This window comes from Oceanobacillus sp. FSL W7-1281 (assembly GCF_037969835.1).
Taxonomy (GTDB): domain Bacteria; phylum Bacillota; class Bacilli; order Bacillales; family Amphibacillaceae; genus Oceanobacillus; species Oceanobacillus oncorhynchi.
In genome coordinates this window covers 139077-163645 of the sequence record NZ_CP150214.1, presented here as the reverse complement: position 1 = coordinate 163645, position 24569 = coordinate 139077, and the positions used below count along the sequence as shown (strand labels likewise).

The window sequence follows — 24569 nt, the reverse complement described above, 5'->3', positions numbered from 1 at the left end:
CCATTTTATATTACAGGTAAATGCACCTTATATTTTCAGCTTATTATTTTTATAATCTGTTTTAATAGCTTTTACTGCTGACCAAATCAGAATAACATTAACAAAAAATAATGGCACGCCAAATAAGGAGGTCATCGATTGCATGATGCCTAATATATTCAGCTCTTCCACCGCATTTTCTAAATATAGTATGGTCACAGGCAATACCATAAAAATACATCCCCATAGTACTTTAAACCATTTATTCGGTTCCTCATTTACTTGCAGATTTTTAGATGTAATCATTGCTACCATTGTTGATACACTCGTTGCACTGGTCGCAAGGTTAAAAAAGACTAATACGATAAATACAATGATTGCTACCGTTGAAACAGGCATCGTTTTTAGTACAGCAAGGGTAGCTGCATTATTGCCCTCTGTTACTGCAATCTCTGAGAAATTCGCAATATTATTTACTTCTAATCCCATACCGTAATTCCCTAATATACCAAATGACAACCAGCAGGCTAACGGTAAACAGACGGTAACCCCTATTGCTATCTGTCTAAATGTTCTTCCATAAGATATTCTTGCTACCCATAAACCGATAGAAATGGATAAACTTAAATACCACGCCCAATAAAAGATTGTCCAATTCTGAATAAACCCTGTCTGGGCAACTGCATCCGTATAAAAACTCATCTTAACAAAGTTTGTAATATTCGTACCTACAGCCATCACAACATTATTTAAAATAAATGACTTCGGGCCTACGATAAAGACAAACAAGAAAAACGCAAGCGCTAAATAAATATTAAAATTACTTATTTTCGCCATACCTTTCGCAATTGATTTTGATGTAGCGGCAATAAAAAATGCGCAAAATGCAAAGATAATCGTAATTCTTAATGTAAGTGTATTATCTACGTTAAATAAATCACCAATAAGCTCTCCTATAACAGAAGTTCCAAGTCCTACAGTTATTAATAAACCACCTACAAAACAAAATGTTACGACTCCATCAATGATGAGCTTGAATAAGGAATTTTTCGTGTTTTCTTTACCCAGTACTTCCGAGCATGCTTCTGAAATTTTCATGGATTTACCCTTACGATTCCAGAGCATATACCCAATTGCTAACGATGCCGGCAAGTAAAATGCAGAGGCTGAAAAACCCCAGTGGAACATCCCATAGGCAGATGCCATTTCATATGCTTCCACAGATCTGGGCTCTATCCCAAATGGAGTAGATTCGACATAAAACATCCACTCTACAATACCGAAAATAAGTATTCCTGCGGCTAATGCAGAAGTAATAATCATTGATATCCAAGTAAAACCTTTATAATGAGGTTTCGCATCTTCTCCGCCTAATCGGATATTTCCGTATTTTGAAATTATTATAAATATAACAAATATCGTACATCCAAATCCGATTAACAAAAATGCCCATGCAAAATCTGTTGTCATCATATGAAAAAAATCATTAATTATCTTGGATGTTCCATCTGGCCAAAATACAATGGGCACGACAACACACATTAACAAGGTAATCGTTAAAGCTATTAATTTAATATCTACCTTCTTACTCAAAAGCAATTCCTCCATATTTTCTTCGTTATGTTACAGGAAGACTCTCTAAAAAAGATTAACCCTAGAAGACAATCATTTTCTGTAATTGTTTGTCGTTAAACAATTCTTATAAGCTCTAAGCGTATACCTCTATTCTGGGATCATTACTGTGTCTCATCACTATATAGTTAGATACAGATAATAAAAAGATATCCTCCTTATTATGGGGTTGAGCTTAATCCGCATTATGTAAAAATCATTCAGCCGGATGATAAGCATTAATGTTATTCAGCTGCTTTTTATATAAAAACGCCCATTTGGAGAAATTGTCCAAATGGGCGTAACTCTTGATATAGTTGGTTATTAACGTTTTGAGAACTGAGGAGCACGACGGGCTTTTTTAAGACCGTATTTTTTACGCTCTTTCGCTCTAGGATCACGTGTAAGAAATCCTTCTGTTTTTAATGAAGCACGGTATTCTGGATCTGCTTGCAGTAAAGCACGTGCGATTCCGTGACGGATTGCACCTGCTTGACCAGTAAATCCTCCGCCATGTACATTTACAAGAACATCATATGTTCCTTGAGTTTCTGTAGTAGCAAGCGGCTGGTTCAAGATTAAAAGTTGTGTTTCATATGGAAAATAGTCTCTAGCATCGCGACCATTGATTGTAACGTTTCCTGTACCTGGTACTAGACGTACGCGGGCAGTTGACTTTTTACGGCGACCTGTGCCATAGTATTGTACTTGTGCCAATTCATTTACCTCCCTTTAATTATCCGCGAAGTTCGTAAACTTCTGGTTTTTGAGCTTGATGGCTATGCTCAGCGCCTCTGTATACGTGCAATTTCTTCTTCATTTTACGTCCTAAAGGTCCTTTTGGAAGCATTCCTTTGATTGCAACTTCAAGCATTTCTTCAGGATATTTTGTACGCATTTCGTATGCGTTACGTGCTCTTAATCCACCTGGATGCTGGGAATGATTATAGTACATTTTGTCATTCATTTTGTTTCCAGATAGTTCAATTTTGTCTGCATTGATGATAATTACATAATCACCTGTGTCTGCATGTGGTGTGTACGTAGGTTTATGTTTACCGCGTAAGATAGCAGCTACTTCGCTTGCTAAACGTCCTAAACGTTGTCCTTCCGCATCCACAACCAACCATTTGCGTTCGATGTTCGCTTCATTTGCCATGAAAGTTGTGCGCATGATTTTTTCCCTCCATATATCGTTCATTCTTTATTCTTCGTAATCATATTTTTATTCTTAACATAATTAGATTCCGGGGCTAATCATGGTTTAGAAATAAAATGCCATATATCATCTTATACTTTTCCAAACCAAAAGTCAAGCCTCGTATGAAAGTAATTGAAAAAATTCTTCTCTTTTTTGTGTCTATTCTTTTAATCTCCGGAATCCTTCTCTTTTTCCTGCTCATGATAGCTTACTTCCCATAAATACAGTCCATTCGGTGAAATCGTCTTTCCCAGCTGGCCTCTCTCTTTTGCAGCTAAGAGGGCTGGTATTTCCTCTGGACGCCGCTTGCCAATTCCCACGTCCAAAAGTGCACTGACCATTATCCGCACCATATTATATAAAAATCCGCTTCCACGGAAAACAAATTCAATATCGTCTTCTTTCTTCCTGCAGGATGCATGGAACAATGTACGTATTTTAGAGCCTTTTACAGACGACTTTGCAGAAGAAAAGGTGGTAAAGTCATGTGTCCCCTCTAAATGCTTACAGGCAGCTTGTATGGCTTCTATATCAAGACATTTAGGAAAGTGCAATGCATAGTTCCGGCGAAATACATCGGGGTCTTCCCGGTTCAAGACGACATAATGATATTCTTTCTGCTTAACACTGTAGCGGGCGTGAAAGGCATCATTCACTCTCTCCACATGCACTATCCGGACATCATCCGGCAGAAGTGTATTCATAGCTTGTTTCCAGTTCCGTTCAGGTATCGTTAAAGGGGTATCAAAATGAATAACCTGTCCGACTGCATGGACACCTGTATCGGTTCGACCCGAGGCCTGGATACGTATCGTTTCCCCTTTATGGATTTTAGCTAAGACTTTTTCCAGCGCCCCCTGAACAGTCCGGTGATCAGGCTGTACCTGAAAACCCGCAAATCCTGAACCATCATAAGTAATGGTGCATTTTATCCGTTCCATTTACACAGTCCCTTTCCTTTCCTTACTGTCTTAATACAAACAAGGCCGCCAGCATTAGTACAAAAGCAATCAATACCAGAATATCCTTTGTACCTACGTGCAATTCACGGAGCTTGCTTCTCCCTTCCCCGCCTTGATAACCACGCGCTTCCATCGCCATTGCCAGGTCCTCGGCCCGTTTAAATGCACTCACAAACAAAGGAACCAATAAAGGAATAACTGCCATAATCCGATCCTTCACCGGACCTGTACGAAAATCAACACCGCGTGCCGCCTGCGCCCGGGATATTTTATCTGTTTCCTGCATCAATGTCGGAATAAACCGCAGAGAAATAGACATCATCAACGCCAGCTCATGAACAGGAAACTTAATTTTTTTCAATGGGTGAAGCATTTCCTCCATGGCATCCGTTATTTCAATCGGTGTGGTTGTCAACGTTAATAAAGAAGTCGTCAGGATAAGCAGGAAAAAGCGTAAGGAAATCGCAAAACCTTGGATGATTCCCCCGCTGTAAATCTTAAAAAATCCCCAATCGACTACGACATTTCCTTCGTTTGTAATAATCAGATGCAGAATAAATGTGAAAATAATTAAAAACCAGACGGGCAGCAATCCTTTTAATATAAACTGTAACGGTACTTTGGAATTCAGTACACAAAGCAAAGAAAAAGCAGTTAATAGACTGTACGTCGGTACATTGTTTGCAAAAAAGACAACAATCACAAAGAAAAAGACAACTGTGATTTTGGTTCTTGGGTCTAACCGGTGGATAAAGGAGTTTCCAGGAACATACTGACCAATAATTAATGCATTATTCATCCGATTCCACCTCCAGCTGCCTTTTTATCTCATTTGCTAATTCCTGCAAGGTTTGGTGCTGATAGTTTAAAGAAGTACCGAATCGTTCATTATACTGATTCAGAAAATGAATGACCTCCGGCGTATCTAATTGGACCTCCTGCAGCTTGTCTGTTTGTTTAAATACCTCAAGCGGCGGACCTTCCATATATTTTTGACCGCCATTTAAAATAATCACTTTATCCGCATAAGCGAGCGCATCCTCCATGCTATGTGTTACCAATACCGTCGTCAGTTGGCGCTCCTGATGCAGCTGATAAAACATATCCATGATTTCACGCTGTCCGCGCGGATCCAGCCCTGCAGTCGGCTCGTCCAATACAAGCACTTCTGGATCCATCGCTAAGACGCCTGCAATGGCCACACGCCGCTTCTGTCCGCCGCTTAAATCAAACGGAGAACGCTCTAATATTTCTGCTGGCAGCCCGACGGCAGGGAGAAGCCGATCTATTCTGCGGTCAATTTCCTCCTGCTCCACATCAAAATTTTTCGGACCAAAAGCAATATCCTTCGCAACGGTTTCTTCAAATAGCTGATGCTCCGGATATTGAAACACCACACCAACTTTTCTTCTTAAATCACGGATATTCTTAGGCTTTCCTTCTGAACTCAGCAGGAAATCACCAATCGTTATCTCTCCCCTGCTCGGCAGGCTTAAACCATTTAAATGCTGGATGAGTGTTGATTTCCCAGAGCCTGTATGACCAATCACAGCAACAAACGAACCATCTTCTACTGTGAAAGAAATGTCTTCAAGGGCTTTGTGGGCAAAGGGACTATTCTCTTGATAAATATAACTTACATCTTTGAATTGAATTTCCATAATTCCTCCAACAACTCTTCGTGGTTTAATGCTGCTTCTTTTAATTCGACGCCCTGCTTCATCAGCTCATCAGTTAATTGTGCAACAAAGGGCACGTCCAAGCCAATTTCACGCAAGCTTTCCCGCTGCAGGAATAACTCTCTTGGTGTGGTTTCTTCCCAGATTTCTCCCTTATTCATCACAATCACACGATCTGCTTGAACAATCTCCTGCAAGTCATGTGTAATGGTAATCAGAGAAAGTCCTTCTGATTCCTGAATATCATTCACGGTATGCATAATTTCTTTTCTGCCTGTCGGATCAAGCATCGCCGTTGCCTCATCTAAAATCAATACTTTTGGAGCAATCGCTAAGACGCTGGCAATCGCCACTCGCTGTTTTTGCCCGCCAGACAGCCGGTGGGGTTCAGTGATTAAATAATCCTGCATACGAACGGCAGATAAGGTGCGCTGGATTCTCTCTCTCATCTCTTCTCTGGGGATTCCTCTGTTTTCCATTCCAAATGCCACATCATCTTGAACGGTTGCCCCAACAAATTGATTATCTGGATTTTGAAAGACCATCCCTACGTCTTTACGTATATCCCAGACGGTATCATCATCTACTTTTTGACCATCGACAACGATTTCCCCGTCTTTTGGCATTAATAATCCATTAAGCAGCTTGGCGATGGTTGATTTTCCAGAGCCATTGTGTCCAATAATCGCAACCCATTCCCCTTCATAAATCTCAAAGGAGACCTGATTTAACACAAGCGCTCCCTCTTCCTCATATTGAAAGGAAACATTCTTAAACTCTACTAGCTTTTTTCTGTCCATCCAGACACCCCCTTCTCCTGTTTTTTTATTATGTAATTTGTTTTTTTCTATTATGGTTATTTTATCTACTTTCTTTGTTGAAAGAAAGTATTTGTTCAAAACACTTGTTGGTGAAGTTTGATAGTATTTCTAGCCAACGCTCCAGAAATACACTACGCTTTCCTGTGGGCTTGTCCTCAGCCTCCTTTAAAGAAGACTTGCTGATTGGCAAGCCGTCAGGCGTAGACAGAAGCAAAGTCGCGCTTATGCCCCGCGGGTAGAAAAGAAAACCACTTTTCTGCGGGGTCTTCACACTGCGCATTCCCACGGGAGTCTCCGTGTATTTCTTCCGCTGGGTATGGACTAAAGTATTTTTTAAGTTCTCTTTATTACTCAGAAACCACAGTAACATTAGTCAATTACTTTAAACAAAAACTAATTTATTAGCTAATCATTAAATCTATACCAAAAACAATGGATGAGATTAAAGAGTAAATGATGTTAACACTAGTTAGCGAAGGAAAAACACGGAGACTCCTATGGGAAAGCGCAATGGTTTTCGGTGGGGCGAGTAATCGCAGTCCCAGTGTGAAGACCCCGCAGGAAAAAAGTGATCTTCTTTTTTTCGAGGAGGCTGAGCGCAAGCCCATGGAAAGCGTAGTGTTTTTCCGTAGCGGTCACCACTATCAAATTTACCTCTAATTTCTCAATCATATATTTTGGTCAAGAGCCATTAATAATCATTTTCCAATACAAAAAAAGGGCTTGGATAACCTCTGAGAGAGATTGAGTCCTGCCCCTTGCCGTTTGTAGTAATTAAACCAACTCAATGATTGCCATTTTAGCGCCATCGCCTTGGCGTTCACCAAGTTTAAGAACGCGTGTATATCCACCTTGTCTATCTTCATAGCGCGCAGCAACATCATCAAATAGTTTTTGAATTACATTATTTTCTTCATCCGCTTCTTTGTTGTATAAAAATGCTGCAGCTTGACGGCGTGCATGTAAATCCCCACGCTTACCAAGAGTAATCATTTTATCTACAATCGATCTTAACTCTTTCGCTTTTGCTTCTGTTGTTTCAATGCGTTCATGAATGATTACATCAGCTGCAAGGTTGCGAAGAAGAGCCATACGACTATCTGTTGAACGTCCTAATTTTCTAGCCACGGACTATCCCTCCCTTTTTTGAAACTAGTCAGGTGACTGTTATATCAGTCATCATCTCGAAGACCTAATCCTAGATCCTCTAATTTTACTTTTACTTCTTCTAATGATTTACGTCCTAAATTACGAACCTTCATCATATCTTCTTCAGATTTATTTGCAAGCTCTTGTACAGTGTTGATGCCAGCACGTTTCAAACAGTTGTAAGAACGAACAGAAAGATCAAGCTCTTCAATAGTCATTTCCATTACTTTTTCTTTTTGATCTTCTTCTTTTTCAACCATAATTTCTACGTTCTGTGCTTCATCTGTCAAGCCGACAAAAATATTCAAATGCTCCGTAATGATTTTTGCACCTAGAGAAACTGCTTCTTCCGGGCGAATACTACCGTCAGTCGAAACATCCAATGTCAGTTTATCATAATTAGCGATTTGACCTACACGTGTGTTCTCTACTTGATACGTAACACGTGATACTGGTGTAAAAATGGAATCAATTGGAATGACACCAATTGGCTGATCATCAAAATTGTTTTCATCTGCCGGGCGATACCCGCGGCCTCTTTCAGCAGTTAACTTCATATGAAGGTTAGCTTTACTGTTTAATGTCGCAATATGAAGATCTGGGTTCATCACTTCCACATCACTATCATATGTTAAGTCTGCAGCAGTTACTGCTCCTTCTCCCTGAACATCAATTTCTAATGTCTTCGGTTCATCAGAGTAGATTTTAAGTGCAAGCTTTTTCAAATTAAGAATGATAGTAGTAACGTCCTCCACAACCCCATCAATCGTTGAAAATTCATGCAGTGCTCCATCGATATGAACAGTTGTTACAGCAGCACCTGGTAGTGAGGATAGTAAGATACGACGCAAGGAGTTTCCAAGTGTGGCACCATATCCACGTTCTAGCGGTTCAACTACAAATTTACCAAACATAGCATCATCGCTAATTTCAATCGTTTCAATTTTTGGCTTTTCTATCTCGATCATTTAACAAACCCTCCTTTAAAACGTCGAAACCCCGGCTAGACAACAAAGTCTAACCGAAATTCCTCAAATAGGCAGTTGGCGTTTCTGCTCTACCTAATAATCTTTTGTACAAACTGTCTTTGGAATCTGTTTATCTACACATGTAGATAACCGTATGTTTTATCAACCAGTATGACCAAGTTGATAAAATTCTATACGGTTAAATTAAACACGACGACGTTTTGGCGGGCGGCAACCATTATGAGGAACTGGAGTTACGTCAACAATTGCAGTAACTTCTAATCCAGCAGCCTGTAAAGAACGGATTGCAGCTTCACGACCAGCGCCAGGTCCTTTAACAGTAACTTCTAATGTTTTCATGCCGTTTTCGGTTGCAGACTTCGCAGCTGTTTCAGCAGCCATTTGTGCAGCAAACGGAGTTGATTTTTTAGATCCTTTAAAACCTAGAGCACCAGCAGAGCTCCAGCCGATAGCATTACCTTGTGTATCCGTGATTGTAACAATTGTATTGTTAAAAGTAGAACGGATATGAGCAATACCAGATTCTATATTCTTTTTCACACGACGTTTACGCGTATTTGTTTTACGTGCCATTTGTAAGCTTACCTCCTTACATTACTTTTTCTTGTTAGCCATTGTCTTACGTGGGCCTTTACGTGTACGAGAGTTATTCTTTGTCTTCTGTCCACGAACTGGTAATCCGCGACGATGACGAATACCTCTGTAAGCACCGATTTCGATCAAACGTTTGATGTTCAAGGATACTTCACGACGAAGATCTCCTTCTGTAGTGTAGCTATCAATCGCTTGACGGATTCTTGTTAATTCGTCTTCCGTTAAATCACGGACACGAGTATCTTCAGAAACGCCTGCTTCTTTAAGGACTTCCTGTGCAGTAGTTTTTCCAATACCATAAACATATGTTAAGGAAATTACTACTCTTTTATCACGTGGAATATCAATACCTGCAATACGTGCCATAGAATGCTAGCACCTCCTATTTTTTAGCCTTGTTTTTGTTTGTGTTTTGGATTTTCACAAATTACCATTACTTTACCTTTGCGTTTGATGACTTTGCATTTCTCGCAAATTGGTTTTACAGATGCTCTTACCTTCATCATCATTACCTCCTTTTAGATCGGAGCTCGTTTATTTATAACGGTACGTAATTCGTCCTTTGGTTAAATCATACGGAGAAAGCTCAACCGTAACTTTATCGCCCGGTAAAATGCGGATAAAGTGCATACGGATTTTACCAGATACATGCGCCAATACGGTATGGCCGTTTTCAAGCTCCACTTTAAACATCGCATTTGGCAATGTATCTGTCACTGTACCTTCTACTTCAATAACATCGTCTTTCGCCATTGTGTGTGATCTCCCTTCTTCAAATCAGTTACAACCTTATCTTAATCTAGGATAAAGCTTTCGTTTCCTTTCGTGATAAGCCAGACTTGATATACTGCTCGCTTATCTTCCGGGAAACATTGAACGTACATCTGGCGCTCTATCATCAGAAGATGATTTATAAACGCACTGCTTGCTTCTTCCATTGGCCAGCGTAGGACAACCGGCCGTTCACAACCGAGATATCAATTGTACTGACCTGAATCACTATCCTGCATCATACGTACAAATTGACCCTAGCTTTTAGAAAATCAATTTGGTAACGTATATCAGCTCTCACCATCACCTAGGCAATTGTTTGTTTTATATCAAAAGGTTGATGAACCAATTTTTTATCGTGTTTGATAAAAGCATTACACATTATCTCACCTATTATAACTCGCAGACCTAAGTTTTGCACCTATTCTGTCTGCTAAAAGGGGTGACTTATTTATCCAAAATGGATTCTATATCGGAGAACACATCGTTAATATCACGATCACCGTCCACCTTCAAAAGATATCCTTTTTCTTGATAAAAATCAAGTAATGGCTGTGTTTGCTCTACGTTAACGGCTAACCGTTTTTTCACCGTTTCAGGTTGATCATCATCTCGCTGAATTAACTGGGAGCCATCTTTATCACAAATACCTTCTGTTTTAGGAGGGTTATAAACAACGTGATAAGTTGTTCCGCAAGTCGGACAAATTCTCCGTCCAGTTAAACGCTCTACCAATTTTTCTTCTGGTACATCCACATGTATACAATAGTCGATGGTTCTATTCAAATCAGCTGTCAATTCTTCAAGTGCTTCCGCTTGAGCAATTGTGCGCGGGAATCCATCTAATAGGAAACCTTCTTTACAATCATCCTTTGCTAAGCGCTCTTTGACAATACCGATGGTTACTTCATCTGGAACAAGATTCCCTTGGTCCATATATTCCTTTGCTTTCTTGCCAAGATCCGTACCTTCTTTAATCGCCAGTCGGAACATATCCCCAGTTGAAATGTGAGGGATGTTATATTTTTCTTCGATTTTCTCGGCCTGGGTACCTTTTCCGGCACCAGGTAGCCCCATTAAGATTAAATTCATTGTTTCCCCTCGCTTTTGTAGGCAGGAAATTTACTTAATAAACCCTTTATAATGTCGCTTTACAAGCTGACCTTCTAATTGCTTCATGGTTGTTAATGCAACCCCGACAACGATGATCAAGCTCGTACCGCCGATTTGAACTGTCTGCGGCAGATTTGCAAGGCCTCCCAGGATAATTGGGAATACAGAAACAGCTGCTAAGAATAACGCACCCACAAAGGTCAATCTGCGAATAACCCTTGTTAAATACTCCTCTGTATTGTGCCCCGGACGAATACCAGGGATGTAGCCGCCTTGTCTTTGCAAGTTCTCTGACATTTGTTCTGGATTGACCTGAACAAATGTATAGAAATAGGAGAAAGCAATAATCAGTGCAACATAGATTACCATACCTACAGGTTGTGTGTAATCAAAAACGTACGTTACGATATTTGCTACCCTGTTTCCTTCAAAAAATCCAGCAATGGTCGTAGGAGCAATCATAAAGGCAATCGCAAAAATAACTGGAATTACCCCGGCTGCATTTACCTTGATCGGCAGATGCGTTGACTGTCCGCCTACTGGTGTACGATTAACCAGCTTTTTCGCATACTGTACTGGAATTTTCCGCAATGCTTCGTTTACGAAAATGATTCCAACCGTCACAGCGATAACCACTAGCACAATTAACGTTACAATAACGATATTGATAAACAATTCACTTCCCGGATTCGAGAAATATTGATTGTATATTTGGCCAGCGCCATTCGGAATAGCAGCAACGATACCAGCAAAGATAATGATAGAAATACCATTACCTACGCCGTGCGCAGTAATCTGTTCACCTAACCACATAAGAAAAGCTGTTCCACCTGTTAATACGATAGCAATCGTTAAGAATTTGATGACGCCAGGATCCTGAATCAGTAATCCGCCTGCCATGGCATTAAAGCCGATGGACATAGCAATTGCCTGAACAAATGCTATACCAATCGCCGCATAACGTGTGACCTGAGCGATTTTCTTCCGACCCATTTCTCCTTGCTTCTTCCATTCAGCAAACTTCGGAACAACATCCATTTGCAACAGCTGCATGATAATTGACGCGGTGATGTAAGGCATAATCCCCATTGCAAAAATAGAGAAGTTTTCTAACGCCCCACCACCAAAGGTATTGATGAAACCAAACATATTCTGCTGGTCCATCATAAACCCAATTGCCGATTGATCAGTAAATGGCACGGTAATAAACGTACCAATACGGAATATAATAAGCATTAGCAGTGTAAATATAATTTTATTTCTTATATCTTTCACACGTAAAAAATTGGAGAGTGTCTGAAACAAATTAGATCACCTCAGATTGACCGCCCGCTGCCTCGATTGCTTCTTTCGCAGATGCAGAGAACTTATGAGCTTTTACAGTCAGTTTCTTTTCTAATTGACCTTTTCCAAGAACCTTAATCCCAGCATTCAATTTGCTTACGACACCAGTTTCTAACAATAGCTCTGGAGTAACTTCAGTTCCATCTTCAAAGCGATTAAGTGTATCCAGGTTTACAATTGCATATTCTTTACGGTTAATATTTGTAAAACCGCGCTTCGGCAAACGTTGGAATAAAGGCATTTGACCACCTTCAAAACCAAGTCTTACACCGCCGCCAGAACGTGCTTTTTGACCTTTATGTCCACGACCAGAAGTTTTTCCGTTACCTGAAGAAGTTCCGCGACCTACACGGTTTCTTTCTTTACGAGTTCCTTCTGCTGCTTTTAATTCATGAAGTTTCATGCGAGCACCTCCTCTTCACAATAAATTTATTAAACTTCTTTAACTGTCAATAAGTGGGACACTCTGTTAACCATACCGCGAACGGCTGGAGTATCTTCACGTACAACCGATTGACGAATTTTCTTTAACCCTAACGCTTCAACAGTTTTACGTTGAACGTCACTGCCTCCGATAACACTGCGAGTGAGGGTTATTTCTAATTTTTTAGACATAGTGATTCCCTCCTTATCCTAACAGTTCTTCAACAGACTTTCCACGTAATTTCGCTACGTCCTCAGCTGTTTTTAAATTAGTTAAACCGTTCAATGTAGCACGGATAACGTTAATTGGTGTGTTGGATCCTAATGATTTTGTCAGGATATCACCTACACCAGCAAGCTCTAAAATCGCACGTACTGGACCACCGGAGATAACTCCAGTACCTTCAGAAGCAGGCTTCATCAATACGTTACCAGAACCAAACTGACCATGGATTTGGTGTGGAATGGTTGTGCCTACGATTGGTACAGTAATTAAGTTTTTCTTCGCATCATCTACTGCTTTTTTAATAGCTTCAGGTACTTCTTGTGCTTTACCAGTACCGAAACCTACATGACCGTTCTTGTCACCTACAACTACTAATGCTGCAAAGCGGAAACGACGTCCACCTTTTACAACCTTTGCAACACGGTTGACCGTAACAACACGTTCTTCAAGATCTAATTTGCTCGGATCAATATTCGTAATCATTATAGATGGTTACCTCCTTTTACTTTTAAAATTCAAGGCCTTCCTCGCGAGCTGCCTCTGCTAAAGCTTTGATTCGTCCATGATATAAATAACCACCACGATCAAATACAATAGATTTATATCCTTTGTCAATTGCACGTTTTGCAACAGCTGCCCCAACTGCTTTCGCAGCGTCGACATTGCTTCCGTTGATTTCAAGCTCTTTATCAACTGTAGAAGCACTTGCCAGGGTTACGCCATTGGCATCATCGATCAATTGAGCATAAATGTTTTTGTTTGAACGATACACATTTAAACGTGGACGTTCTGCAGTTCCTGATAATGTTCTGCGTACACGGTTGTGACGCTTTTTACGGATAACATTTTTGTCAGGCTTTGTGATCATCTGGGTCACTCCTTTCTCGGGCTAAAAAACTTACTTAGCAGTTTTACCTTCTTTACGACGTACATATTCATCCGCATATTTGATTCCTTTACCTTTATAAGGCTCTGGCGGGCGGATTGCTCGGATATTAGCAGCAACTGCTCCTACTAATTCTTTATCGATACCTTTAACAACGATTTGTGTGTTTTTAGGTACTTCAATTTCAATACCGTCAATTGGGTCAAGTTCAACAGGATGTGAATAACCAGCGTTAACAACTGTTTTGTTACCCTGCTTTTGAGCACGGTAACCAACACCGTTGATTTCCAATGATTTTTCAAAACCTTTACTTACTCCAACTACCATGTTATTGATTAAGCTGCGAGTAGTACCATGCAGTGCTCGGTGTTCTTTATGATCACTCGGGCGCTCCAAAGTTACGATATTACCCTCAACGTTAACTTTAATATCTGGATGAAAATCTCTTGTTAATTCACCCTTTGGTCCTTTAACTGTCAGTGTAGTTCCGTTGAATTTCAACTCTACACCTTCTGGAATTTCAATAGGCTTAAGTCCGACACGAGACATTCTCTGCACCTCCTCTGATAAATTATAGTTCTTACCAAACGTACGCTAGTACTTCTCCGCCAACTGCCTGAGAACGAGCTTCTTTGTCAGAAAGCATTCCGTTAGAAGTTGATACGATAGCAATGCCAAGTCCGTTCAATACACGTGGTACTTCATTTGCTTTAGCATATACGCGTAAACCTGGTTTACTGATACGTTTGATTCCTGTGATAACTCTATCTTCGTTTGCACTATATTTTAAGAAGATACGTAATATACCTTGTTTGTTATCTTCAACTAACTCATAATCCTTTACATAGCCTTCACGTTTCAGGATATCAGCGATCTCTTTTTTTATTTTAGAAGCAGGAAGCTCTAATTGTTCATGTTTAACCATGTTCGCATTACGAATGCGAGTAAGCATATCTGCAATTGGATCTGTCATAACCATTACTAATTACCTCCTTCCCGAATCGGGGATTACCAACTTGCTTTTTTGACACCAGGAATTTGACCTTTATAGGCAAGTTCACGGAAACAAATACGGCAAAGTTTAAATTTACGAATTACTGAATGCGGGCGACCACAGCGTTCGCAACGAGTGTACTCTTGTACTTTATATTTTTGCGGGCGCTTTTGTTTCGCTATCATAGATTTTTTAGCCAAAATTTTCCCTCCTTGTATTAGCTCACGACTACTTTTGGAAAGGCATGCCCAGCCCAGCTAAAAGTTCACGAGCTTCTTCGTCAGTGTTAGAAGTTGTTACAATAACAATATCCATACCACGAACTTTATTGACTTTATCGTAATTAATTTCTGGGAAAATCAACTGTTCTTTCACACCTAAAGTGTAGTTTCCACGACCATCAAATGCTTTTTTAGAAATACCGCGGAAGTCACGTACACGTGGAAGAGATACAGCAATCAGTTTTTGCAAGAAGTCATACATGCGTTCTCCACGCAAAGTAACTTTTGCACCAATTGGCATTCCTTCACGAAGACGGAAACCTGCGATGGATTTCTTAGCACGAGTAATCAATGGTTTTTGACCAGAAATTAAAGCTAATTCTTCAACAGCACTATCCAATGCCTTAGAGTTTTGTACTGCGTCACCAACACCCATGTTGATTACGATTTTCTCTATTTTAGGTACTTCCATTACGGAATCATAATTGAATTTATTCATTAAAGATGAAGTGATTTCATCATTATACTTTTGTTTTAATTCGTTCATGTGTTAGCCCTCCTTTCACAGAAAAACTTATTTATCTAATGCTTCACCGGATTTTTTTGCAATACGGATTTTTTTACCATCTTTTATTTCATAGCCAACACGAGTTGGTTCTCCGGACTTCGGATCGATTGGCAATACATTAGAAACATGAATTGGAGCTTCGATATTCAAGATTCCGCCTTGCGGATTATCTTGAGATGGCTTCGCATGTTTTTGGATCATGTTCACACCTTCTACTAATACGCGCTCTTTCTTCGGAAATGCTTCTAATACAGTGCCTTCTTTACCGCGGTCTTTGCCGGATAACACTTTGACTTTATCACCTTTTTTTACATGCATGCTTTACGCACCTCCTTGATGAGGAAATTTCTTCTTATAAAACTTCTGGAGCTAGAGATACGATTTTCATGAATTGAGCCTCACGTAATTCACGTGCAACAGGTCCGAAGATACGAGTTCCTCTTGGACTTTTATCATCACGGATAATTACGGCAGCATTTTCATCAAAACGGATGTAAGAACCATCTTTACGACGAGCACCAGATTTAGAACGTACAATCACTGCCTTTACAACGTCGCCTTTCTTGACAACGCCCCCTGGTGTTGCTTGTTTGACCGTGCAAACAATTACATCACCAATGTTGGCAGTTTTGCGACCGGAACCGCCTAATACTTTAATGGTTAATACTTCACGAGCACCAGAGTTATCTGCAACCTTCAAACGAGTTTCTTGTTGAATCATAACACTGTGACCTCCCTTCGGATACCTTCCGAGCGAACTTTATTAAATAATTACCGCTTCTTCTACTACTTCTACTAAACGGAAACGTTTGGTAGCTGATAGCGGGCGAGTTTCCATGATTTTTACAACATCACCAGTTTTTGCAACATTGTTTTCATCATGTGTTTTAAATTTCTTAGAATACTTAACACGTTTTCCATAAAGCTTATGGAATTTGTAAGTTTCAACTAAAACTGTAATAGTTTTATCCATTTTGTCGGATACAACACGACCAGTATAAACTTTACGATCATTACGTTCAGACATTGAGGTTAACCTCCCCTCTGGAATCTTTAGTTATTTGCACTTAGTTCGCGCTCGCGAACAACGGTTTTAAGACGAGCAATTGATTTACGCACTTCACGGATACGTGCAGTGTTTTCCAATTGACCAGTAGCTAATTGGAAACGTAAATTAAATAACTCTTCTTTCAACGTTTTAACATTTTTTTCAATTTCGGCAGTGGTTAAATCTCTGATTTCTTTAGCCTTCATTGCTTTCACCACCAATTTCTTCACGTTTTACGAATTTCGTTTTAATAGGTAATTTATGTGCTGCAAGGCGAAGTGCTTCACGAGCTACCTCTTCAGATACACCTGCAATTTCAAACATAATTTTACCAGGCTTTACTACTGCTACCCATCCTTCTGGAGCACCTTTACCGGAACCCATACGAACCTCTAAAGGCTTTGCAGTGTAAGGTTTGTCTGGAAAGATTTTGATCCAAACTTTACCGCCACGTTTCATGTAACGAGTCATTGCAATACGCGCTGCCTCGATTTGGCGGCTTGTAATCCAAGAAGCGTCAAGTGCTTGTAAACCATATTCTCCGAAAGAAACAGTTGTACCGCCTTTTGCTTGGCCTCTCATTTTACCACGATGTTGTCTACGATATTTAACACGTTTAGGCATTAACATAGTAATGAGCCCCCTCCCTTATTTATCGGTTTTTGTTGGAAGGACTTCTCCACGATAAATCCATACTTTAACACCTAATTTACCATACGTAGTATCAGCTTCTGCTGTACCATAGTCAATGTCAGCACGTAAAGTATGAAGTGGTACTGTTCCTTCACTGTAATGTTCTGCACGAGCGATGTCCGCACCGCCTAGACGTCCAGATACTTGTGTTTTGATTCCTTTAGCTCCAGCACGCATCGCACGTTGGATAGCTTGCTTTTGAGCACGACGGAATGAAATACGATTTTCTAATTGACGAGCAATATTATCAGCAACAAGGGTTGCATCAATATCTACTTTTTTGATTTCAACGATATTGATATGAACTCGTTTGCCAGTTAAGTTGTTTAAAGATTTACGTAAAGCTTCAACTTCGGATCCGCCTTTACCAATGACCATACCTGGTTTACCAGTATGGATAGTAATGTTTACACGGTTTGCTGCACGTTCAATTTCAATAGAAGAAACAGCAGCCGTTTTAAGACGTCCTTCAAGATATTCTCTGATTTTAATATCTTCATGCAGTAAGTCTGCATAGTCTTTCCCAGCGTACCATTTAGACTCCCAGTCCTTAATGACACCTACGCGAAGACCTGTTGGATTAACTTTTTGACCCACTGACTATCCCTCCTTCTTTTCGTTTACCACAACTGTGATGTGGCTGGTACGTTTATTGATTCTGCTTGCACGTCCTTGTGCACGTGGACGGAAACGTTTCAAAGTAGCTCCTTCGTTCACATATGCTTCAGATACTACTAAATTGTCTGCATCCATTTCATAGTTATGCTCTGCGTTCGCAACAGCAGAATTTAATACTTTTTCTACGACTGGAGAAGCTCCGCGCTGTGTATGTTTTAAAATAGCGATTGCTTCGCCAACCTCTTTTCCTCGAATTAGATCTACAACTAAACGAACCTTACGAGGAGCAATACGAACTGATTTCGCAACGGCTTTAGCTTGCATGCCTGGTACCTCCTCTCATTTAACGTCTTGTTTTTTTATCGTCACCAGCGTGTCCTCTGTACGTACGAGTTGGTGCGAATTCACCTAATTTATGACCGACCATATCTTCCGTGATATATACTGGCACATGCTTACGTCCATCATATACTGCAACGGTATGACCAACAAATTGCGGGAAAATTGTTGAGCGACGAGACCAAGTTTTTATTACTTGCTTCTTGTCTTCTGTGTTCAATACTTCAATTTTCTTCATTAGATGGTCATCTGCAAAAGGTCCTTTTTTCAAACTGCGACCCATGGATAAGCCTCCTTCCAGGGATTAGAGACGGGTGCTTTAGCCCGCCCGTTTTTCCGTTTATTTTTTACGTCTACGAACGATATACTTATCAGATGGTTTATTGCGTTTACGTGTTTTGTAGCCAAGTGTTGGTTTGCCCCAAGGTGACATTGGTGATTTACGTCCGATTGGCGCGCGTCCTTCACCACCACCATGCGGGTGATCATTAGGGTTCATAACAGAACCGCGAACAGTTGGACGGATACCTTTCCAACGGGAACGACCAGCTTTACCTACACGGATAAGTTCATGTTCAATGTTACCGACTTGACCAATTGTAGCACGGCAAGTTGTTAATACTAAACGAACTTCTCCAGAAGCAAGGCGTACAAGTGTATATTTTTCTTCGCGTCCCAAGATTTGAGCTTCTGCACCAGCAGAACGAGCAATTTGGCCTCCGCGTCCCGGTTTTAATTCGATATTGTGGATAACAGTACCTACTGGAATGCTTCCAAGCGGTAATGCGTTACCTGTTTTAATATCTGCATTTTCACCAGATTCAATTACTTGCCCTACTTTAATATTTTTCGGAGCAAGGATATAACGTTTCTCCCCATCAGCATAATGGATTAATGCAATGTTTGCTGAACGGTTAGGATCGTATTCGATTGTAGCAACGCGTCCTGGCACACCATCTTTATCGCGCTTGAAGTCGATAATACGATATTGGCGCTTATGACCGCCGCCGTGATGACGAACCGTTAATTTCCCTTGATTGTTACGTCCACCACGTTTAGATAATGGAGCTAAAAGGGATTTCTCAGGGGTATTCGTAGTAATCTCTGCAAAGTCTGATCCAGACATATTACGTCTACCATTTGAGGTTGGTTTATACTTTTTAATCGCCATCGTTGTCCCTCCTTTTAGTTTGGAATATATTCATTCATATAATTAAGCCTCAAAGAAATCTAAATCTTCACTATCTGCCGATAATTGAACGATAGCTTTTTTACGGTCCGGACGATATCCACCGTAGCGGCCCATTCGCTTAAATTTACCTTTAAGGTTCATTGTGTTTACTTTTTCTACTTTCACACCAAAGATTGTTTCTACAGCATCTTTGATTTCTGTTTTGTTCGCTTTAACAGCTACTTCAAACGTGTATTTCTTCTCTGCCATTAAGTCAGCAGAATTCTCTGTAATGACAGGGCGTTTAATTACATCGCGTAGATCTTTCATTATGCGAGCACCTCCCCTGCTTTTTCAGCTGCATCTTTAGTGATGATCAGCTTGTCATGCGTAAGCAAGTCAAGTACATTTAATTCTTCTACAGTTAATACCTTTACGTTTTGCAAGTTGTTTGCAGAGCGGACAACTGTTTCGTCTTTCTCAGAAAGAACAACAAGTGCTTTCTCTTCAACTTTAAGTCCGTTTAAGATATTTACAATTTCTTTTGTTTTTGGAGCATCGATTGTGATTGCTTCTAAAACAAATAAGCTTTCTTCTTTTACTTTAGAAGATAATGCTGACTTTAACGCTAAGCGACGAACTTTCTTTGGTAATTTATAGCTATAGCTGCGTGGAGTGGGTCCGAAAACAGTTCCACCGCCAACCCATTGTGGTGAACGGATAGATCCTTGACGTGCACGGCCAGTTCCTTTTTGGCGCCATGGTTTGCGGCCTCCGCCACGAACTTCTGAACGATTTTTAACAGCATGTGTACCTTGACGTAAAGATGCACGTTGCATAACAACCGCTTCATGAAGTACATGTGTGTTTGGCTCGATACCAAAAACAGCGTCATTTAATTCGATTTCTCCAACATTACTTCCATCCTGTTTTAAAAGTGCTACTTTAGGCATGACATATCCTCCCTTCGTTTGTGTGATTAGTTACCTTTTACTGCACTCGTAATTTTTACGTAAGATTTTTTTGCACCAGGGATATTTCCTTTGATCAGAAGTAAATTCTTTTCAGTATCTACACTGACAACTTCAAGGTTTTGAATTGTTTTTTGTTCAGAACCCATATGACCTGGTAATTTTTTACCTTTGAAAACACGCATTGCATCAATTGCAGCCATCGCACCTGGAGCTCTATGGAAATGAGAACCGTGTGTTTTTGGTCCGCGTTGTTGATTGTGACGTTTGATAGCACCTTGGAATCCTTTCCCTTTAGATGTTCCTGTCACATCGATTTTTTCACCGGCTTCAAAGATATCAACATTGATTTCTTGACCAACTTCATAGTTGTCAACCTCTGCGCCACGGATTTCACGAACGTAGCGCTTAGGGGCAGTGCCTGCTTTCTCAGCATGACCTTTCTCCGCTTTGTTTGTACGTGATTCCTTTTTATCAGCAAAACCGATTTGCAACGCTTCGTAACCATCATTTTCTAATGTTTTCTTTTGCAACACAACATTTGCCTCAGCTTGAACAACTGTTACTGGTACAAGTTCTCCATTTTCAGAGAAAAGCTGAGTCATGCCGATTTTACGACCTAAGATTCCTTTCGTCATCCGTTACACCTCCTGTATTTAAAACGAATTATAATTTGATTTCAATATCTACACCAGATGGAAGATCTAAACGCATCAGCGCATCAACCGTTTTTGGTGTAGGCTCAAGAATATCGATCAGACGCTTGTGCGTACGCATTTCGAACTGTTCACGAGCATCTTTGTACTTATGAACCGCACGCAACACTGTATAAACAGCTCTTTCAGTCGGCAATGGAATCGGACCAGACACTTTTGCTCCGGAACGTTTTGCAGTTTCCACAATTTTCACAGCAGACTGATCTAAAATGCGGTGATCGTATGCTTTTAAACGAATTCTGATTTTCTCTTTTGCCATCATTTTCCCTCCTTCTCGCCTATATTATTATAGACATTCTCCGCGAAAATTCCTTAACACACCGCCATGGCAAAGGGGCCGGGTGTGCCAACAACCTTCCGCATCATCGCATTAATTGGTCAACTACATTAGTATAACAAATATCTTTGACCTTAGCAAGCTTATACATAGCTATCTACAAGTTTGCACATTTTTATATTATACATAGCATCTAGTATGATTGCAAGCTTATTTTAAAAGTTTTTTTATTTCCTTATATAATATCAGAAATTCTGCTTGTTCTTACGCTAAAAACTTTTAAATAAAACAAAGAATAAGCGGAATCGGCTGTTTTACCGTTCCGCTTCACAATGTTATATAATCTTTCTATTATAATAGTAGAAACCCGATCGCAATCGGAATAAAGGTAAACAGCAGAATCATGACACAAAAGCCCATAATATCCCGAATCTTCAACCCGGCAATAGCAAGTACAGGCAGGGCCCAGAATGGCTGTATCATATTTGTCCAGGCATCTCCCCAGGCAACTGCCATGGCTGTTTTTGCTGTATCTGCTCCAGTTTCAAGCGCTGCTTGTATCATGATAGGACCTTGCACAGCCCATTGTCCGCCTCCGGAAGGTACTAATGCATTAACAATGCCCGCGCTGAGAAATGTAAAGATGGGAAGTGTATATTCGGTTGAGAAACTGACAAACCATAATGAGATCTTATCTGATAATCCAGATGCCACCATCATCCCCATTATTCCAGCGTAGAATGGAAACTGTATAATAATTCCCCCGGCATTTTTCACACCTTTCCCCACCGTTTCCAGAAAACGTCTTGGTGTTTTATGAAGAAGAATCCCTAAGAAAAGAAAAATAAAATTGATAATATTAATATTCAGATCAAACCCATTTGCAACGAAATGATAACCAATAAAAAGAAGTCCCATCATGCCAATCAGAAGAGATAAGGCCCGGCTGTTCTCCAGCCTTTCTGCCGGTGTTACCGGCTGATGAACTTCCGCTTCCGTTTCCTCTTCGGATTCTTCCTTCCATAATGAAGGGTCGATTTTACCTATCGGATCCGCTCCCTTTAATAAGTACCGATTAAAAAGCGGGAGTGTAATTAATAAGGTAATGACAATAAACAGGTTAAATGAACTGAACAATGTCTCCGTTACAGGAATTATTCCAATAGCATCTTCTAAAAAATGCCCTGGTGTGGCAATAAGCAGCGGTACGGATCCGGAAAAACCACCATGCCAGATGACCATACCGCTGTAAGCACTGGCGATCAGTATCCGATAGTCCACTGCAGGAACCCGCTTTGCCACATGAACAGCAAACAATGCACCGACAACAAGTCCAAAGCCATAGTTTATTAAACAAGCAATCAAAGCTACGAATGTTACCAGCATCACCGCTTGCCCCGGTGTTTTTGCTGCTTTGCTGAGTTTCGCTAAAAAATCTTTCACAACAGGTGTACTTGCTAAAATATATCCTGTCACAACCACCAGTGACATTTGCATCCCAAATTCAAGCAGATCCCAAAAACCCTCTCCCCAATACGTTATCATTTCCATCGGGTCGCTGCTTGTTATAGAGACACCCAGTAAGTAAACCAAAATCGTTAAAATAATAGCAAATAAAAAAGCATCTGGTAAATATCTCTGTACCACCCTGTCAAAGAATCTCGTTAGAACCTTCAATCCAACTCCCCCTTGTATGCTGCTATATTATCAGCTGCAACGCTCCCCCAACAAAATGGACGCTCCAATTTCTTCTATAGTATATTCTGACATGCCGCTTCTTTAGCACGATTTCTATAGAATAAAGCGAAGTTTCCAACAGCCGGGAGGTTATTCCGCTTTCTTTGCAGCATTAAAAACACCTGCGATGATAACTTGGCTGTCAGGTTCGTGTTCTAACGATACCTTTAGTAAATACCCAAAGATGCCAAAATGATTGCTGCTGCGATTGCCAAAATAGGAATAGCTACCGCTACCACAAAAATATCCTTATAGCTGTCTTTATGCGTCATCCCTGTAATGGTAAGCAGGGTTAGCACTGCACCATTGTGCGGCATCGCATCCAGACCGCCCGACGAAAGAGATGCAATTCGATGGAATGCTTCCGGGTCAATACCCGAACTGAGCGCCAGCTCATAATATCTCTCCCCTAATGCCTCCAGCGCGATTCCCATCCCGCCTGAAGCAGAGCCTGTGGATCCGGCTAAAACATTTACAGCAATGGCTTCAGAAATCAAAGGGTTTCCTTTCACTCCCATTAACAGCGCAGTCAACCGATCAAAGCCCGGCACTGCCTGAACAACCGTACCAAACCCTACAGCCGCGCTGGTATTTACAATGGCTGTAACAGAACCTACTGCACCGCTATTAATTGCTTTTACAAATCCTTTGAATTTCGTAATATTCAATAGAAGCAGCAGGATAATTCCGGACAATAAAGCAATCACAATATCCCATTGAAAAATATTCAATGTTACCACAACGGTCACTAACGGTAAGATGGATAATATAAAATGAGGTGCTGACCCTTCTACCTGTACAATTTTATTATCTTTTGGTTCCGTATAGCCCTCTCCCTTTGCAGTCAGCTGCTTTTCTCTCCATCGCATGTAACCATAACCACCAACAGCCATAATAATTGCTGCTGTTATTCCCATAATCGGAGCTGCCATCGCATTCGTATTAAAATATGGAACCGGAATTAAGTTTTGAATTTGAGGAGTTCCGGGAATAGCTGTCATTGTAAATGTAAAAGCCCCTAATGCGACAGTACCTGGAATCAGACGTCTGCTGATATTCGCCTCCTGGAATAATGTCAGCGCTAATGGATAAACAGCAAACACGACAACGAATAAACTGACCCCTCCATAGGTTAAAACCGCACAGGAAACAAGCACCCCCAGTATAGCTCTTTTCGTGCCGATTACTTTTGTTAATGCAATAGCAACGGACTTCGCCATCCCCGTGTCTTCCATCAGCTTGCCAAAGACTGCTCCAAGCATAAACACAGGAAACCATTGCTTAGCAAAATTAACAAACCCGCTCATATACGTGTCTGTATACGCCTCTAAAAGATCCAGACCTCCCGTGAGCGCCACTACTCCTGCCGCAATAGGCGCTATCCAAATAATAGACCATCCTAAATAAGCAAGAACCATTAGCACAACTAAGCCTAATATAATCCCAAACATGCATACCCCTCCATTTC

Annotated in this window: 38 protein-coding genes; all 38 read right to left on the bottom strand. The window is 40.6% G+C overall.

What is annotated here, in order from left to right; translation table 11 throughout:
• Positions 1–27: 27 nt before the first annotated feature.
• The 38 genes from MKX55_RS00870 to MKX55_RS00685 all read right to left on the bottom strand — a co-directional run bounded on the left by MKX55_RS00870 (position 28) and on the right by MKX55_RS00685 (position 24552).
• Positions 28–1572 carry a BCCT family transporter gene (locus tag MKX55_RS00870; protein ID WP_339235353.1) on the bottom strand — a complete coding sequence of 515 codons (1545 nt, stop codon included), beginning with the start codon at positions 1570–1572 and terminating at the stop codon, positions 28–30.
• A gap of 342 nt (positions 1573–1914) precedes the next feature.
• Positions 1915–2307, bottom strand: coding sequence for a 30S ribosomal protein S9 (gene rpsI, locus MKX55_RS00865; RefSeq protein ID WP_042530842.1), 393 nt, complete (start codon positions 2305–2307; stop codon positions 1915–1917).
• 19 nt (positions 2308–2326) lie between these two features.
• A complete protein-coding gene (gene rplM / locus MKX55_RS00860) occupies positions 2327–2764 on the bottom strand; it encodes a 50S ribosomal protein L13 (protein ID WP_339181438.1) in 438 nt (145 codons plus the stop codon).
• Between the two features lie 194 nt (positions 2765–2958).
• Complete coding sequence (truA, locus tag MKX55_RS00855) at positions 2959–3732, bottom strand: tRNA pseudouridine(38-40) synthase TruA (RefSeq protein WP_339181436.1); 774 nt, start codon at positions 3730–3732, stop codon at positions 2959–2961.
• A 22-nt stretch (positions 3733–3754) separates the two neighbouring features.
• A complete protein-coding gene (locus MKX55_RS00850) occupies positions 3755–4552 on the bottom strand; it encodes an energy-coupling factor transporter transmembrane protein EcfT (protein ID WP_193064176.1) in 798 nt (265 codons plus the stop codon).
• Positions 4545–5414: an energy-coupling factor ABC transporter ATP-binding protein gene (locus tag MKX55_RS00845; protein ID WP_339235351.1), complete on the bottom strand. Its 870-nt coding sequence runs from the start codon at positions 5412–5414 to the stop codon at positions 4545–4547. Before MKX55_RS00845 ends, MKX55_RS00850 begins: the two co-directional genes overlap by 8 nt.
• Entirely contained in the window at positions 5390–6232 is an 843-nt protein-coding gene (locus MKX55_RS00840; protein ID WP_042530833.1) for an energy-coupling factor ABC transporter ATP-binding protein, read from the bottom strand. The genes MKX55_RS00845 and MKX55_RS00840 overlap by 25 nt, the downstream gene beginning before the upstream one ends.
• 795 nt (positions 6233–7027) lie before the next feature.
• Positions 7028–7381, bottom strand: a complete 354-nt coding sequence (gene rplQ, locus MKX55_RS00835) for a 50S ribosomal protein L17 (RefSeq protein WP_042530831.1) — start codon at positions 7379–7381, stop codon at positions 7028–7030.
• A 44-nt stretch (positions 7382–7425) separates the two neighbouring features.
• Complete coding sequence (locus MKX55_RS00830; RefSeq protein WP_042530829.1) at positions 7426–8370, bottom strand: DNA-directed RNA polymerase subunit alpha; 945 nt, start codon at positions 8368–8370, stop codon at positions 7426–7428.
• 204 nt (positions 8371–8574) lie between these two features.
• Positions 8575–8964 carry a 30S ribosomal protein S11 gene (rpsK, locus tag MKX55_RS00825; RefSeq protein WP_042530827.1) on the bottom strand — a complete coding sequence of 130 codons (390 nt, stop codon included), beginning with the start codon at positions 8962–8964 and terminating at the stop codon, positions 8575–8577.
• A gap of 21 nt (positions 8965–8985) precedes the next feature.
• Positions 8986–9351 (bottom strand): 30S ribosomal protein S13, encoded by a 366-nt coding sequence (gene rpsM, locus MKX55_RS00820; RefSeq protein WP_042530825.1) that lies wholly within the window; start codon positions 9349–9351, stop codon positions 8986–8988.
• A 23-nt stretch (positions 9352–9374) separates the two neighbouring features.
• Positions 9375–9488, bottom strand: coding sequence for a 50S ribosomal protein L36 (gene rpmJ / locus MKX55_RS00815; protein WP_010095733.1), 114 nt, complete (start codon positions 9486–9488; stop codon positions 9375–9377).
• 31 nt (positions 9489–9519) lie between these two features.
• On the bottom strand, positions 9520–9738 hold the full coding sequence (gene infA / locus MKX55_RS00810; protein ID WP_040985051.1) for a translation initiation factor IF-1: 219 nt from the start codon (positions 9736–9738) through the stop codon (positions 9520–9522).
• A 465-nt stretch (positions 9739–10203) separates the two neighbouring features.
• Positions 10204–10848 (bottom strand): adenylate kinase, encoded by a 645-nt coding sequence (locus tag MKX55_RS00805; RefSeq protein WP_042530822.1) that lies wholly within the window; start codon positions 10846–10848, stop codon positions 10204–10206.
• A 30-nt stretch (positions 10849–10878) separates the two neighbouring features.
• Positions 10879–12174 carry a preprotein translocase subunit SecY gene (gene secY / locus MKX55_RS00800; protein ID WP_339181430.1) on the bottom strand — a complete coding sequence of 432 codons (1296 nt, stop codon included), beginning with the start codon at positions 12172–12174 and terminating at the stop codon, positions 10879–10881.
• Between the two features lies 1 nt (position 12175).
• Positions 12176–12616 (bottom strand): 50S ribosomal protein L15, encoded by a 441-nt coding sequence (rplO, locus tag MKX55_RS00795; protein ID WP_339181428.1) that lies wholly within the window; start codon positions 12614–12616, stop codon positions 12176–12178.
• 29 nt (positions 12617–12645) lie between these two features.
• Positions 12646–12828, bottom strand: a complete 183-nt coding sequence (gene rpmD, locus MKX55_RS00790; protein WP_042530815.1) for a 50S ribosomal protein L30 — start codon at positions 12826–12828, stop codon at positions 12646–12648.
• A 13-nt stretch (positions 12829–12841) separates the two neighbouring features.
• A complete protein-coding gene (gene rpsE, locus MKX55_RS00785; RefSeq protein WP_139089182.1) occupies positions 12842–13342 on the bottom strand; it encodes a 30S ribosomal protein S5 in 501 nt (166 codons plus the stop codon).
• A gap of 28 nt (positions 13343–13370) precedes the next feature.
• Positions 13371–13730, bottom strand: a complete 360-nt coding sequence (rplR, locus tag MKX55_RS00780; protein WP_339181427.1) for a 50S ribosomal protein L18 — start codon at positions 13728–13730, stop codon at positions 13371–13373.
• Between the two features lie 30 nt (positions 13731–13760).
• Positions 13761–14297 (bottom strand): 50S ribosomal protein L6, encoded by a 537-nt coding sequence (gene rplF, locus MKX55_RS00775; protein WP_042530810.1) that lies wholly within the window; start codon positions 14295–14297, stop codon positions 13761–13763.
• 31 nt (positions 14298–14328) lie between these two features.
• Entirely contained in the window at positions 14329–14727 is a 399-nt protein-coding gene (gene rpsH / locus MKX55_RS00770; protein ID WP_042530808.1) for a 30S ribosomal protein S8, read from the bottom strand.
• A 29-nt stretch (positions 14728–14756) separates the two neighbouring features.
• A complete protein-coding gene (locus MKX55_RS00765) occupies positions 14757–14942 on the bottom strand; it encodes a type Z 30S ribosomal protein S14 (RefSeq protein ID WP_010652082.1) in 186 nt (61 codons plus the stop codon).
• Between the two features lie 28 nt (positions 14943–14970).
• Complete coding sequence (rplE, locus tag MKX55_RS00760) at positions 14971–15510, bottom strand: 50S ribosomal protein L5 (protein ID WP_042530805.1); 540 nt, start codon at positions 15508–15510, stop codon at positions 14971–14973.
• 27 nt (positions 15511–15537) lie between these two features.
• Positions 15538–15849, bottom strand: a complete 312-nt coding sequence (gene rplX, locus MKX55_RS00755; protein ID WP_042530803.1) for a 50S ribosomal protein L24 — start codon at positions 15847–15849, stop codon at positions 15538–15540.
• A gap of 34 nt (positions 15850–15883) precedes the next feature.
• A complete protein-coding gene (gene rplN, locus MKX55_RS00750) occupies positions 15884–16252 on the bottom strand; it encodes a 50S ribosomal protein L14 (RefSeq protein WP_040985075.1) in 369 nt (122 codons plus the stop codon).
• A 42-nt stretch (positions 16253–16294) separates the two neighbouring features.
• On the bottom strand, positions 16295–16558 hold the full coding sequence (gene rpsQ / locus MKX55_RS00745) for a 30S ribosomal protein S17 (protein ID WP_042530801.1): 264 nt from the start codon (positions 16556–16558) through the stop codon (positions 16295–16297).
• Positions 16559–16584: 26 nt separating this feature from the next.
• A complete protein-coding gene (gene rpmC / locus MKX55_RS00740; RefSeq protein ID WP_042530799.1) occupies positions 16585–16785 on the bottom strand; it encodes a 50S ribosomal protein L29 in 201 nt (66 codons plus the stop codon).
• Positions 16775–17209, bottom strand: a complete 435-nt coding sequence (gene rplP, locus MKX55_RS00735; RefSeq protein WP_042530797.1) for a 50S ribosomal protein L16 — start codon at positions 17207–17209, stop codon at positions 16775–16777. Before rplP ends, rpmC begins: the two co-directional genes overlap by 11 nt.
• Positions 17210–17227: 18 nt before the next feature.
• Entirely contained in the window at positions 17228–17869 is a 642-nt protein-coding gene (gene rpsC / locus MKX55_RS00730) for a 30S ribosomal protein S3 (RefSeq protein ID WP_152657748.1), read from the bottom strand.
• A gap of 3 nt (positions 17870–17872) precedes the next feature.
• Positions 17873–18214: a 50S ribosomal protein L22 gene (rplV, locus tag MKX55_RS00725; protein ID WP_042530793.1), complete on the bottom strand. Its 342-nt coding sequence runs from the start codon at positions 18212–18214 to the stop codon at positions 17873–17875.
• A 19-nt stretch (positions 18215–18233) separates the two neighbouring features.
• Positions 18234–18512, bottom strand: a complete 279-nt coding sequence (gene rpsS / locus MKX55_RS00720; protein WP_042530791.1) for a 30S ribosomal protein S19 — start codon at positions 18510–18512, stop codon at positions 18234–18236.
• Between the two features lie 57 nt (positions 18513–18569).
• A complete protein-coding gene (gene rplB / locus MKX55_RS00715) occupies positions 18570–19400 on the bottom strand; it encodes a 50S ribosomal protein L2 (protein ID WP_339181417.1) in 831 nt (276 codons plus the stop codon).
• A gap of 42 nt (positions 19401–19442) precedes the next feature.
• Complete coding sequence (rplW, locus tag MKX55_RS00710) at positions 19443–19730, bottom strand: 50S ribosomal protein L23 (RefSeq protein ID WP_042530787.1); 288 nt, start codon at positions 19728–19730, stop codon at positions 19443–19445.
• On the bottom strand, positions 19730–20353 hold the full coding sequence (rplD, locus tag MKX55_RS00705; RefSeq protein ID WP_339235349.1) for a 50S ribosomal protein L4: 624 nt from the start codon (positions 20351–20353) through the stop codon (positions 19730–19732). Before rplD ends, rplW begins: the two co-directional genes overlap by 1 nt.
• Positions 20354–20379: 26 nt before the next feature.
• Positions 20380–21009 (bottom strand): 50S ribosomal protein L3, encoded by a 630-nt coding sequence (rplC, locus tag MKX55_RS00700; RefSeq protein ID WP_042530784.1) that lies wholly within the window; start codon positions 21007–21009, stop codon positions 20380–20382.
• Between the two features lie 28 nt (positions 21010–21037).
• Positions 21038–21346: a 30S ribosomal protein S10 gene (rpsJ, locus tag MKX55_RS00695; RefSeq protein WP_042530782.1), complete on the bottom strand. Its 309-nt coding sequence runs from the start codon at positions 21344–21346 to the stop codon at positions 21038–21040.
• 369 nt (positions 21347–21715) lie between these two features.
• On the bottom strand, positions 21716–23041 hold the full coding sequence (locus MKX55_RS00690) for a short-chain fatty acid transporter (RefSeq protein WP_339235348.1): 1326 nt from the start codon (positions 23039–23041) through the stop codon (positions 21716–21718).
• A gap of 227 nt (positions 23042–23268) precedes the next feature.
• Positions 23269–24552 (bottom strand): GntP family permease, encoded by a 1284-nt coding sequence (locus tag MKX55_RS00685; protein ID WP_339181411.1) that lies wholly within the window; start codon positions 24550–24552, stop codon positions 23269–23271.
• Between the last annotated feature and the right edge of the window lie 17 nt (positions 24553–24569).

Bases quoted from the DNA above. Each gene is read 5' to 3' on its own strand.
- rplM (WP_339181438.1), bottom strand. From the start codon at position 2,764: ATGCGCACAACTTTCATGGCAAATGAAGCGAACATCGAACGCAAATGG.
- truA (WP_339181436.1), bottom strand. From the start codon at position 3,732: ATGGAACGGATAAAATGCACCATTACTTATGATGGTTCAGGATTTGCG.
- MKX55_RS00850 (WP_193064176.1), bottom strand. From the start codon at position 4,552: ATGAATAATGCATTAATTATTGGTCAGTATGTTCCTGGAAACTCCTTT.
- MKX55_RS00845 (WP_339235351.1), bottom strand. From the start codon at position 5,414: ATGGAAATTCAATTCAAAGATGTAAGTTATATTTATCAAGAGAATAGT.
- MKX55_RS00840 (WP_042530833.1), bottom strand. From the start codon at position 6,232: ATGGACAGAAAAAAGCTAGTAGAGTTTAAGAATGTTTCCTTTCAATAT.
- MKX55_RS00830 (WP_042530829.1), bottom strand. From the start codon at position 8,370: ATGATCGAGATAGAAAAGCCAAAAATTGAAACGATTGAAATTAGCGAT.
- rpsK (WP_042530827.1), bottom strand. From the start codon at position 8,964: ATGGCACGTAAAACAAATACGCGTAAACGTCGTGTGAAAAAGAATATA.
- rpsM (WP_042530825.1), bottom strand. From the start codon at position 9,351: ATGGCACGTATTGCAGGTATTGATATTCCACGTGATAAAAGAGTAGTA.
- rpmJ (WP_010095733.1), bottom strand. From the start codon at position 9,488: ATGAAGGTAAGAGCATCTGTAAAACCAATTTGCGAGAAATGCAAAGTC.
- infA (WP_040985051.1), bottom strand. From the start codon at position 9,738: ATGGCGAAAGACGATGTTATTGAAGTAGAAGGTACAGTGACAGATACA.
- MKX55_RS00805 (WP_042530822.1), bottom strand. From the start codon at position 10,848: ATGAATTTAATCTTAATGGGGCTACCTGGTGCCGGAAAAGGTACCCAG.
- rplO (WP_339181428.1), bottom strand. From the start codon at position 12,616: ATGAAACTTCATGAATTAAAAGCAGCAGAAGGAACTCGTAAAGAAAGA.
- rpmD (WP_042530815.1), bottom strand. From the start codon at position 12,828: ATGTCTAAAAAATTAGAAATAACCCTCACTCGCAGTGTTATCGGAGGC.
- rplR (WP_339181427.1), bottom strand. From the start codon at position 13,730: ATGATCACAAAGCCTGACAAAAATGTTATCCGTAAAAAGCGTCACAAC.
- rplF (WP_042530810.1), bottom strand. From the start codon at position 14,297: ATGTCTCGTGTCGGACTTAAGCCTATTGAAATTCCAGAAGGTGTAGAG.
- rpsH (WP_042530808.1), bottom strand. From the start codon at position 14,727: ATGGTTATGACAGATCCAATTGCAGATATGCTTACTCGCATTCGTAAT.
- rplE (WP_042530805.1), bottom strand. From the start codon at position 15,510: ATGAACGAATTAAAACAAAAGTATAATGATGAAATCACTTCATCTTTA.
- rplX (WP_042530803.1), bottom strand. From the start codon at position 15,849: ATGCATGTAAAAAAAGGTGATAAAGTCAAAGTGTTATCCGGCAAAGAC.
- rplN (WP_040985075.1), bottom strand. From the start codon at position 16,252: ATGATTCAACAAGAAACTCGTTTGAAGGTTGCAGATAACTCTGGTGCT.
- rpsQ (WP_042530801.1), bottom strand. From the start codon at position 16,558: ATGTCTGAACGTAATGATCGTAAAGTTTATACTGGTCGTGTTGTATCC.
- rpmC (WP_042530799.1), bottom strand. From the start codon at position 16,785: ATGAAGGCTAAAGAAATCAGAGATTTAACCACTGCCGAAATTGAAAAA.
- rplP (WP_042530797.1), bottom strand. From the start codon at position 17,209: ATGTTAATGCCTAAACGTGTTAAATATCGTAGACAACATCGTGGTAAA.
- rplV (WP_042530793.1), bottom strand. From the start codon at position 18,214: ATGCAAGCTAAAGCCGTTGCGAAATCAGTTCGTATTGCTCCTCGTAAG.
- rpsS (WP_042530791.1), bottom strand. From the start codon at position 18,512: ATGGGTCGCAGTTTGAAAAAAGGACCTTTTGCAGATGACCATCTAATG.
- rplB (WP_339181417.1), bottom strand. From the start codon at position 19,400: ATGGCGATTAAAAAGTATAAACCAACCTCAAATGGTAGACGTAATATG.
- rplW (WP_042530787.1), bottom strand. From the start codon at position 19,730: ATGAAAGATCTACGCGATGTAATTAAACGCCCTGTCATTACAGAGAAT.
- rplD (WP_339235349.1), bottom strand. From the start codon at position 20,353: ATGCCTAAAGTAGCACTTTTAAAACAGGATGGAAGTAATGTTGGAGAA.
- rplC (WP_042530784.1), bottom strand. From the start codon at position 21,009: ATGACGAAAGGAATCTTAGGTCGTAAAATCGGCATGACTCAGCTTTTC.
- rpsJ (WP_042530782.1), bottom strand. From the start codon at position 21,346: ATGGCAAAAGAGAAAATCAGAATTCGTTTAAAAGCATACGATCACCGC.
- MKX55_RS00685 (WP_339181411.1), bottom strand. From the start codon at position 24,552: ATGTTTGGGATTATATTAGGCTTAGTTGTGCTAATGGTTCTTGCTTAT.